General features: G+C 62.6%; 3 protein-coding genes. 2 read left to right on the top strand and 1 reads right to left on the bottom strand.

Annotation, left to right across the window (positions count from 1 at the left end; genetic code table 11):
- Positions 1 to 219 precede the first annotated feature (219 nt).
- Together AC05QJ_RS09780 and AC05QJ_RS09775 are read left to right on the top strand one after the other, a co-directional pair.
- Positions 220 to 807 carry a YecA/YgfB family protein gene (locus AC05QJ_RS09780; protein WP_476746664.1) on the top strand — a complete coding sequence of 196 codons (588 nt, stop codon included), beginning with the start codon at positions 220 to 222 and terminating at the stop codon, positions 805 to 807.
- Positions 808 to 817: 10 nt separating this feature from the next.
- Positions 818 to 1,183 (top strand): YbaN family protein, encoded by a 366-nt coding sequence (locus tag AC05QJ_RS09775; protein WP_476746663.1) that lies wholly within the window; start codon positions 818 to 820, stop codon positions 1,181 to 1,183.
- A gap of 48 nt (positions 1,184 to 1,231) precedes the next feature.
- Here the strand turns inward: AC05QJ_RS09775 and AC05QJ_RS09770 are convergent, their stop codons facing one another.
- Positions 1,232 to 11,248: a retention module-containing protein gene (locus AC05QJ_RS09770; protein WP_476746662.1), complete on the bottom strand. Its 10,017-nt coding sequence runs from the start codon at positions 11,246 to 11,248 to the stop codon at positions 1,232 to 1,234.
- Positions 11,249 to 11,350: the final 102 nt, after the last annotated feature.

Below are 11,350 nucleotides of genomic sequence, written 5' to 3'. Positions count from 1 at the left end.
ACCATCCTGGCCACAGGCTGGCTGAAAACCCTTCGCGGCTCACGTGAAAATACGCAAGCAGCTTTTACCGGGGGCAATCCTCACCCGGTGGAAAAAAGCCGGCAGTATACCCGAGCGCCCACCAGGACAGGGCGCTGCACGATAGACCGTCATCCTTTGCCTCGCGGGCGCCGCAAAATGCTAGAATCCAGCATCGTTATATTTCCAAGGTAGCCCCTAATGTCCTTCGCTGAGCAATTGACCCGCCTGCAAGCCTTCCTCGACGCCGACGAGCTGCACGAAGAGGCGCTGGACTACGTTGCCGCCCACGGCTACCTGACCGCGCTGTCGATCTGCGCCGAAGTGGTCACCGACCGTGAGTGGATCGATGCCCTGTTCGCCGAGGAACCCCACTACGCCAACGACGCGCAGCGCCAGGAAATCGAAACCACGCTGATCCAGCTCAAGGCTCACATCGCCCGCCAACTGGCCAGCGACGAAGAGTTCGAGCTGCCGTGCGACCTCGACCTGGGCGACGAGCCGGACGACTCCGACCTGCGCGGCTGGTGCATCGGCTTCATGGAAGGCGTGTTCCTGCGCGAGGAAGCCTGGTTCGAAAGCGCCGAGGAAGAAGTCAGCGAAATGCTGCTGCCGATCATGGTCGGTTCCGGTCTGTTCGACGAGCAGCCTGAATTCGCCGATATCGCCAGCGATGCCAACCTGATGGACGACATGATCGTGCAGATCCCGGAAGCGCTCACCGCGCTTTACCTGCTCTGCCACGCGCCAGACGAGAAACCGGCCCTGCTCAAGCCGCGCCACCACTGAGTTTGCGTCCGTGCGTTACCTGTTGCTGGCCGTCGGCTGGCTCAGCGTCGCGCTGGGGGTGATTGGCATCTTCCTTCCGGTGTTGCCAACCACCCCTTTTCTTTTGCTCGCGGCCGCCTGTTTCGCCCGCAGTTCTCCCCGTTTCCATGACTGGCTGGTGAACCATCCACGCCTTGGTCCGTGGATCCGCGACTACCTCAGCGGCGAAGGCATTCCCCTCAAGGGCAAGGTCTACGCCATCGGCCTGATGTGGGCGAGCATCAGCCTGTCCTGCTACCTCGTCCCCTCCCCCTGGGCACGCGGGTTCATGCTGACCAGCGCGGTGTTGGTATCGATCTACATCCTGCGACAGAAGACCTTGCGCCGACCGCAATAAAAACGGGAGCGGAGCGCGTATGCACCCCGCCCCCGCAAGGCCCCGCCCTTAAACCGTATCGACCTTCAGCGAGTGGTCATTGATCATGCCGTTGATGATGGTCGCAGTGTCCGCCCCCGCCGCAATCACGCCACCGGCGCCAGCCGTCACCCCGTAGTGCTGCGCCAGGTCCACCCCGGCCAGATCGATGGTCTGGGTCGGTGCCGCGCCCGCCACCGCGCTGATCTCGATGGTCGAAACCAGCGTGGCACCACTGCCGGTCACCTTGAAGTGCAGGTAATCGTCCAGCGAAGCGGCCGTGGTGTTCTCGCCTTGCAACAATTGCGACAGGTCCAGATGGTCGGTGCCTGGCGTGAAGTCGGTCACCACGTCGTGCCCAGTGTCGCCCTGCTGCCAGAGGAAGGTGTCGGCACCGGGGCCACCGGTGAGGGTGTCGTCCCCGCGCCCGCCGATCAGCACATCGTCGCCACCACCGCCATTGAGGATGTCATTGCCCAGCCCGCCCTCCAGCCGGTTGGCGTTACCGTCGCCGGTAAGGGTGTCGTTGTAGTCCGAGCCGATCAGGTTTTCGATCGAGACCAGCGTATCCAGCCCCGCGCCCACGGTGTTCTGCTGCCCGGCGATGCTCAGGTTGACGGTCACGGCACTGGCAGCACTGGCGTAGCTCGCCGTGTCGATGCCGGCGCCGCCATCGAGCAGGTCGTTGCCGTTGCCGCCGATCAGCAGATCATTGCCATTGCCGCCGTAGAGCGAGTCGTTGCCGTCTCCACCGACCAGCACATCATTGCCATCGCCGCCATTGAGCGTGTCGTTACCGCTACCACCGAGCAGGACATCGGCGTTGACGGTGCCGGTAAGGGTCGAGCTGTCCTGGTAGTTGATGTCCACAGCCCCGGTCGTCGTGCCGCCATGTCCATCGGTGACGGAGTAGCTGCCGTTGTACTGCGGGGTGGAGTTGGCCGCCCCGGAGTAGTCGATGGTCATGGTCAGCTGGTAGTTCTCGGCGTTGTTGGCGCTGCCACCACCGCTGCTGTTGGTGAGGTTGACCACATGGATGCTGTAGACCCCGTCGTGGCTGGCGACGAAGGAATTGCCATCGGCGATGGTCTGGTAGCTGCCGGTGTCGTCTTTCCATTCCATCAGAACGTTGCCGACAGGGCGGTCGTGATCGAGCTTGAGGCTCTCGCCCTGCTTCAGCGTCACAGTGATCGTGTCTTCATCGTTGGCATTGGAGGACGACACTGCACCCAGGTAGCCACTGACGAGCACCGCCGCCGTCATCGAGCCGGAAGTGCCGGTGAAGCTGCTGCGGGCAATGTCCTTGAGCTGGTTGGCCGTGGTATTGCCGGTGCCATTGAACACCACCGTCGGCGTGCTGCTGCCCACGGTGAAGTCTGCGCCCTTGGCTGCCCAACCGGTGTTGAAGGTGATCGGCGAGGCCGTCAGGCGGTCGTTGTTGGCATCGGTGTCATTGGCCAGCAGCGCCTCGGCCGGCACGGTGATGCTGGACGAGAGGATGTTGGTGATGACGTGGTCAGCCCCGGCCACTGGCGCGGCGTTGGTATAGACATTGACCGCGAGGGTGGCACTGCTCAGGTCGCCGTCGTTGTCACTGACCACGAAACCGATGCTCTCCAGCTTGTTGGCACCGCTGTCCTTCGGCGGCGTGTAGGTGAATTCCCCGGTGTCCATGTCTACCACGATCGAGCCACCGATCACCGTCTTGACCGTGATGCTGTTGGTCACCGTGTCGAACATGCCGCGGTCGGTGCCACCACTGGCGGCGTAGGAACCCTGGTTGGCGTTGCCTTTCGGATCGTAGGTGTAGGTAGTGCCATCGATGACCAGCGACTTGATGAAGCCGCCGTCGGCACCGAACGTGCCGCCGCTCATCAGGCTGCCGGTGATCGGCGCGCCCTGTACCGTGCCAGACAGGACCGAGTCCAGTTGGTTGAGGTCGGTGACCACGGTGGAGTTGGTGTCGGTATGGGTGCTGCCGTCGTAGGCCAGCGGGTTGAGGTTGCCGGCGTTGACGCCGCTTCCCAGGCCAATGGCGTAGGACTTGATCTCGTTGTTGTCGAGGAAGGTCGTCCAGGTGGTTTCCCGGGTGCCGGAAATGGCGTGACCAGACGTAGGTTCGCCGTCGGACAGGAAGTAAGTGATGTTCTGTGCCCCAACCAGTTTTCCGGACGTGACCCAGGACGACTGCGCCGTCGCGGTGGCCGAATCGTAGTAGGTCGAACCGCCGGCGGTGAGGCCGGCAACGATGCTCTTGGCCTGGTCGACCGTGACCCACACCGCCGATTGCGCGGTGGCGCCGCTGGAGAAGGTGACGATCTGCACCCGTACATCGCCCAGGTCGTCGTACTTGTCGAGCAGCGCCGAGATGGCCTGCTTCGACAGTTGCAGGCGAGTGAGACTGCCCACGCCGGAGGCGTCGTTCATACTGCCCGAGACGTCGATCACCAGCAGCAGGTTGGTATCCACCTGGCCCGGCGTGGACGAGCGGGTCGCCCCCACCGCCTGGGGCACGTCATCGACGATATTGATCTGGAGGGTGCTGGTGGTGAAGTTGCCCAACGCGTCCGTCGCCTTGTAGGTGAAGGACTCGGTCATCACATTCGCGCCATCGTTGGCGCCGCCCGGTGTTTTTGGCGCCGAGGTCAGCGTGTATTTGTAGGAACCGTCGGCATTCAGCTGGATCTGGCCGTAGGAGCCCGTGGTGCTGCCCACCAAGGTGTAGGTAATAGCGCCAGAGCCACCCGACACCGAACCGACCAGGGTCCCACTGCCCGTTTCACTGGTCGCGGTCGGATCGCTGCCGATCACCGTGCCCACTGCCAGGTCCTGACCATCCTTGATCAGATCCAGCGCTTTTTCATACACCGTGATGTCCTGATCCTGACCGGCAACCAGCGAGCAATCCTGCACATTGACGGTGAGTGTCGTGGTGCTTTCATCGCCATCGGCATCGCGGATGGTGTAGGTGAAGACATCCTGTGCCCCCGCCGGTGCCACCGAGTTCGGGTTGGCGTGATACACCGCGTTGCCAGCGGCATCCAGGGTCAGGGTGCCGTAGGTGCCGACAACGTTGGTATTGAGCGAGCCGATTGCCGAGGTCGAGGTATTGGCACCGGCGCGTACGCCCACCACCGCGTTGCTGCCGGGGTCATCGGCGCCCTTGGTGTCGTTGCTCAGCACATTGCCGTTGATCGTGCCGCCCTCGATGACCGACAAGCTGTCCGGACGCGCGGTGGGCACATCGTCGACGATATTCACGTCCAGACTGCCCGTGGTGTTGCTGCCATCGGCGTCGGTTGCAGAGACGGTGAAGCTCTCGGTCAGGCTGTTGATGCCACCGGCGTTCGGGTGGGCTTCGTTGTCCAGCAGGGTGTAGCTGTAGGTCACCACGCCAGTGCTCGGGTTATAGCCGGTGACGGTCAGCGTATTGCCCAACGGAGTCGTCGCTGTTTGCGGGAAGGTCGCCGCCACGCCGCCGCTGACCACATTGATACCGCCCACGCTGAGCGTCTGCAGGCCATCTGGCGCGCTCACAGTGAAGGTGCCGGTTTGTGTTAGGGCCGGCGTGTTCGGGCTGCTGCCGTCGCTCAGGTTCTTCTCGTAGACCGTCAGTTCGCCGCCCGCGACATTGAACCCGTTGAGGGTCACCGGGTCATTGAGGTTCTTGATGTTCAGCACTAGGTTGGCGGTGCTGGTGTCGCCGTCAGCGTCCTTCAGGGTATAGGTGAAGGTTTCAGTACCTGTGCCGCCGCCGTGCAGGTTGATGAAGTCCGGGTCTGACGGGTTGAGGGTGTAGGTGTAGGAACCATCTGCCGCCAGTACGAGGGTGCCGTAGGTGCCGGTGAAGGTACCCGCAGTGATCGGACCGGTCACGCGGTCCGCGCCCTGAACATCGTTGGTCAGAACATTGCCGGTCAGCGTCAGTTGAGCCTCGATGGCCGTTGTTGCGTTCGTATCAGCGACCGCTGTTGGCACATCATCGACGATGTTCACGTCCAGGCTGCCGCTGCTGGTGCTGCCGTCCGTATCAGTGGCCGTAACCGTGAAGCTTTCGGTCAGGTTGTTGACACCGCCTGCGTTCGGGTGGGCTTCGTTGTCCAGCAAGGTGTAGCTGTAGGTCACCACACCAGTGCTCGGGTTGTAGCCGGTCACGGTCAAGGTGTTGCCCAGAGGGGTCGTGGCTGTTTGCGGGAAAGTGGCCGCAACGCCGCCGCTGATGACGTTGATACCGCCCACGCTAAGGGTTTGCAGGCCATCCGGTGCAGTCACGGTGAAGGTACCGGTTTGCGTCAGCGCCGGTGTATCAGGGCTGCTGCCATCCCCCAGGTTTTTCTCGTAGACGGAAAGCTCACCACCCTCCTTGTCCAACCCGGTCAACGTCACCGGATCGTTCAGGTTCTTGATATCCAGCACCAGGTTGGCGGTGCTGGTATCGCCATCCGCGTCGGTCAGGGTGTAAGTGAACGTCTCGGTCCCAGCTCCGCCACCGTGCAGGTTGAAGAAGTCCGGGTCTGACGGATTCAGGGTATAGGTGTACGAGCCATCTGCCGCCAGTACGAGGGTGCCGTAGGTGCCAGTGAAGGTGCCCGCAGTGATCGGCCCGGTCACCCGGTCGGCGCCCTGAACATCGTTGGTCAGAACATTGCCGGTCAGCGTCAGTTGAGCCTCGGTAGCCGTTGTTGCGTTCGTATCAGCGACTGCTGTCGGCACGTCATCGACGATGTTCACGTCCAGGCTACCGCTGCTGGTGCTGCCGTCTGTATCAGTGGCCGTAACCGTGAAGCTCTCGGTCAGGTTGTTGACACCGCCTGCGTTCGGATGCGCTTCGTTGTCCAGCAAGGTGTAGCTGTAGCTCACCACGCCGGTGCTCGGGTTGTAGCCGGTCACGGTCAAGGTGTTGCCCAGAGGGGTCGTGGCTGTTTGCGGGAAAGTCGCTGCCACGCCGCCGCTAACCACGTTGATGCCGCCCACGCTGAGGGTTTGCAGACCGTCCGGTGCGGTCACAGTGAAGGTGCCGGTCTGCGTCAGCGCCGGCGTGTTCGGGCTACTACCATCGCTCAGGTTCTTCTCGTAGACGCTCAGTTCACCACCCGCCTGGTCCAGGCCGCCGAGGGTGACTGGATCGTTCAGGTTCTTGATATCCAGCACCAGGTTGGCAGTGCTGGTATCGCCGTCGGCATCGGTCAGGGTGTAAGTGAAGGTCTCGGTCCCAGTTCCGCCACCGTGCAGATTGAAGAAGTCCGGGTCTGACGGATTCAGGGTATAGGTGTACGAGCCATCTGCCGCCAGTACGAGGGTGCCGTAGGTGCCAGTGAAGGTGCCCGCAGTGATCGGCCCGGTCACCCGGTCGGCGCCCTGAACATCGTTGGTCAGGACGTTACCGGTCAGCACAGTGGCGGCTTCAGTCGCTACCGAGGCATTGGTATCAGCCACCGCCGTCGGCACGTCATCGACGATGTTGACGTCCAGGCTGCCACTGCTGGTGCTGCCGTCCGTGTCAGTCGCCGTAACCGTGAAACTCTCGGTCAGGCTGTTGATACCACCGGCATTCGGATGCGCTTCGTTGTCCAGCAAGGTGTAGCTGTAGGTGACCACCCCGGTACTGGCGTTGTAGCCGGTGACAGTCAACGTATTGCCCAACGGGGTCGTCGCCGTTTGTGGGAAAGTAGCCGCCACACCGCCGCTAACCACGTTGATACCGCCCACGCTGAGGGTTTGCAGGCCATCCGGCGCAGTCACGGTAAAGGTGCCGGTTTGCGTCAGCGCTGGCGTGTTCGGGCTGCTGCCGTCGCTCAGGTTTTTCTCATAAACCGACAGCTCCCCACCGGCAGTATCAAGACCATTGAGGGTGATCGAGTCATCAAGGTTCTTGATATCCAGAACCAGGTTCGCCGTGCTGGTATCGCCGTCGGCATCGGTCAGGGTGTAAGTGAAGGTCTCGGTCCCAGTTCCGCCACCGTGTAGATTGAAGAAGTCCGGGTCTGACGGATTCAGGGTATAGGTGTACGAGCCATCTGCCGCCAGTACGAGGGTGCCGTAGGTGCCAGTGAAGGTGCCCGCAGTGATCGGCCCGGTCACCCGGTCGGCGCCCTGAACATCGTTGGTCAGGACGTTACCGGTCAGCACAGTGGCGGCTTCAGTCGCTACCGAGGCATTGGTATCAGCCACCGCCGTCGGCACGTCATCGACGATGTTGACGTCCAGGCTGCCGCTGATAGTGCTGCCGTCCGTGTCAGTCGCCGTAACCGTGAAACTCTCGGTCAAGTTATTGATGCCACCAGCATTCGGATGCGCCTCGTTATCCAGCAAGGTGTAGCTATAGGTCACCACACCGGTGCTCGGGTTGTACCCGGTGACCGTCAGCGTATTGCCCAAAGGAGTCGTGGCTGTTTGCGGGAAAGTGGCCGCCACGCCGCCGCTGATTACATTGATGCCGCCCACGCTCAAGGTCTGCAGACCATCGGGTGCCGACACAGTAAAGGTCCCGGTCTGAGTCAGCGCTCCAGTATCAGGGCTGCTGCCATCCCCCAGGTTTTTCTCGTAGACGGAAAGCTCACCACCCTCCTTGTCCAACCCGGTCAACGTCACCGGATCGTTCAGGTTCTTGATATCCAGCACCAGGTTGGCGGTGCTGGTATCGCCATCCGCGTCGGTCAGGGTGTAGGTGAAGGTTTCGGTTCCCGTACCACCACCATGCAGGTTGAAGAAGTCCGGGTCTGACGGATTCAGGGTGTAGGTATACGAGCCGTCTGCGGCCAGTACGAGGGTACCGTAGGTGCCGGTGAAGGTACCCGCAGTGATCGGACCGGTCACCCGGTCAGCGCCCTGAACATCGTTGGTCAGAACATTGCCGGTCAGCACAGTGGCAGCCTCAGTCGCTACCGAGGCATTGGTGTCAGCCACCGCTGTCGGTACGTCGTCGACAATGTTCACGTCCAGGCTGCCGCTGCTGGTGCTGCCATCCGTGTCGGTGGCCGTCACCGTGAAACTCTCCGTCAGGCTGTTGATGCCTGCGGCGTTCGGATGCGCCTCGTTATCCAGCAAGGTGTAGCTATAGGTCACCACACCGGTACTCGGGTTGTACCCGGTGACCGTCAGCGTATTGCCCAAAGGAGTCGTGGCTGTTTGCGGGAAAGTGGCCGCCACGCCGCCGCTGATTACATTGATGCCGCCCACGCTCAAGGTCTGCAGACCATCGGGTGCCGACACAGTAAAGGTCCCGGTCTGAGTCAGCGCTCCAGTATCAGGACTGCTGCCATCCCCCAGGTTTTTCTCATAGACGGAAAGCTCACCACCCTCTTTGTCCAACCCGGTCAACGTTACCGGATCGTTCAGGTTCTTGATATCCAGCACCAGGTTGGCGGTGCTGGTATCGCCATCCGCATCGGTCAGGGTGTAAGTGAACGTCTCAGTCCCGGTTCCCCCACCATGCAGATTGAAGAAGTCCGGGTCTGACGGATTCAGGGTATAGGTGTACGACCCGTCGGCAGTCAGTACGAGGGTGCCGTAGGTGCCAGTGAAAGTTCCGGCGGTGATCGGCCCGGTCACGCGGTCCGCGCCCTGAACATCGTTGGTCAGAACATTGCCAGTCAGCACAGTGGCGGCTTCAGTGGCCACCGAGGCGTTGGTATCCGCCACCGCGGTCGGCACATCGTCGACGATGTTCACGTCGATGCTGCCACTGCTGGTGCTGCCATCGGTGTCGGTAGCAATGACGCTGAAGCTCTCGGTCAGATTATTGATACCGCCCGCGTTGCCATGGGTCTCGCTGCCCAGCAGGGTATAGCTGTAGCTCACGACACCAGTGCTCGGGTTGTAACCGGTGACGGTCAGGGTGTTGCCGAGCAAGGTGGTGGTGGATTGCGGGAAGCCGGCCGCAACACCACCGGAAATCACATTGATGCCGCCCACGCTCAGCGTCTGCAGGCCGTCCGGCGCGCTCACGGTGAAGGTTCCGACCTGGGTGAGCGCTGCCGCATCCGGGCTGCTGCCGGTGCTCAGGTTCTTCTCGAATACCGACAACTCGCCACCGGCGTTGTCGAGGCCGCCCAGGGTCACCGGGTCATTGAGGTTGGTGATGTTCAATACCAGGTTGGCGGTACTGGTATCGCCGTCGGCATCGGTCAGGGTGTAGGTGAAGGTTTCGGTACCACTGCCGCCGCCGTGCAGATTGAAGAAGTCCGGATCTGACGGGTTCAGGGTGTAGGTGTACGACCCATCCGCAGCCAGTACGAGGGTGCCGTAGGTGCCGGTGAAGGTGCCTGGCACGATCGGCGTGGCCGTGCGATCGGCGCCCTGGATGTCATTGGGCAGCACATTGCCGGTCAGCACGGTGGCGGCCTCGGTGGCCACCGAGGCATTGGTGTCGTTCACCGCTGTCGGCTGGTCGTCGACGATGACGACGCTGAGGTTGCCACTGCTGGTGCTGCCATCGGTGTCGGTGGCGACCACGGTGAAACTTTCCGTCAGGCTGTTGGCACCATTTCCGGCCGGGTGCGTCTCGCTTTCCACCAGGGTGTAGCTGTAGGTCACCACACCGGTGCTCGGGTTGTAGCCGGTCACCGTCAGCGTATTGCCTAACGGCGTGGTCACGGTTTGCGGGAAACCTGCCGCAACACCACCGGCGATGACGTTGATGCCACCAACGCTCAAGGTTTGCAGGCCATCGGCCGCGCTGACGGTGAAGCTGCCGGTCTGGGTCAGCGCCGCCGCATCCGGGCTGCTGCCGGTGCTCAGGTTTTTTTCGAAAACGCTGATCGCCCCGGCATTGGTGCCAACCCCGCCGATCACCACCGGATCGTCGAGGTTGGTGATGTTCAGCACCAGGTTCGCGGTGCTGGTGTCGCCGTCGGCATCGGTCAGGGTGTAGGTGAAAGTCTCGGTGCCATGCCCGCCACCATGGAGATTGATGAAGTCCGGATCCGACGGGTTCAGGGTGTAGGTGTAGGAGCCATCGGACGCCAGCACCAGGGTGCCGTAGGTGCCGGTGAAGGTGCCCGGGATGATCGGATTGGGAGTACGGTCCGCACCCTGGATATCGTTGGGCAGCACGTTGCCGGTCAGCACGGTCGAGGCTTCGGTAGCGACCGAGGCATTGGTATCGTCCACCGCCCGCGGTACATCGTCGACGATGGTGACATCGAGGCTGCCGCTGGTGACATCGCCATTGCTGTCACTGGCCGTGACAGGAATGCTTTCGCCCAGCGAAGGGCCGGCAGTGGTCAGGGTGTAGCTGTAGCTGACGGTGCCGCTGGCCGGGTCGTAGCCGGTGATGGTCAGGACATTGCCGGCGCCGGTGGTGATGGATTGCCCTACGCCAGTGACCACGCCGCCAGTCAGCACATTCAGGCCGCCGACATTGAGGTTGAACACACCATCAGGCGCGACCACGGTAAAGGTGCCGCCCTGTGTCAAGGCTCCAGGGTTGCTTGCCGAGCCCTGGGGCAGATTGGCTTCGTTGACGGTGATCTCGCCGCCCTCCACCGCCAGGCCTTCGAGGCTGATCGTGTTGTTCACCGGCAGGGGCAACTCGTCGTGGATCAGGTCGCCGACCCGCAGTTCCGGCAGCTCGCCCAGGAAATTGAAGCCCGCCGTGGGGAAGCCGATGACCGGATCGACATGGCCGCCCACCTCGGTCAGCAGCACGAAGCTGTGGCCGCCCCCCAGCGCACCGGGCGCGCCGTTACCGGGGCCGGCCGCCGTGGCCTCGGCGTCCTGGGTCGGGTCGGCGCCGGCGGCGATGGCTTGCTGAAGCCGTTCGACGTCAGTCAGTTGAGCCTCGCTCGGGGTGACGATGTCCGGCGCCTGCACATGGGCAGCGTGGTTGTGCAGCAGATTGTCGGAAAGGGTCAGGCTGCTCTCGCGGCCCAAGGTCAGTTCACCGCCATTGGCCAGGTGAATCGCCACGGCTCCCGTCGCTCCGGTTTCCAGTTGCTCCCCGGCAAATACCCGGTCGCCTTCCCTGAGCACTCGCCGGGCGCCATCGGCAGCCACCGCGAACACTTCACCGATCACCTTGCTGACTACACCGATTGCCTTAGCCATGTACCCACTCCTCCGCTGCCCTAGCTCTCTTGCAGGAAAGTGCGTGGCGTCTCGCTCAGCGGGCCGGATACGACAGCGCCCGATTCGAAGTCCCCGCGACTG

The sequence above is a fragment of the Pseudomonas sp. TUM25319 genome (assembly GCF_056388475.1).
Note: the sequence above shows the minus strand (reverse complement) of the source record. Positions and strands in the feature narration are given on the sequence as shown.

Bases quoted from the DNA above. Each gene is read 5' to 3' on its own strand.
- AC05QJ_RS09780 (WP_476746664.1), top strand. From the start codon at position 220: ATGTCCTTCGCTGAGCAATTGACCCGCCTGCAAGCCTTCCTCGACGCC.
- AC05QJ_RS09770 (WP_476746662.1), bottom strand. From the start codon at position 11,248: ATGGCTAAGGCAATCGGTGTAGTCAGCAAGGTGATCGGTGAAGTGTTC.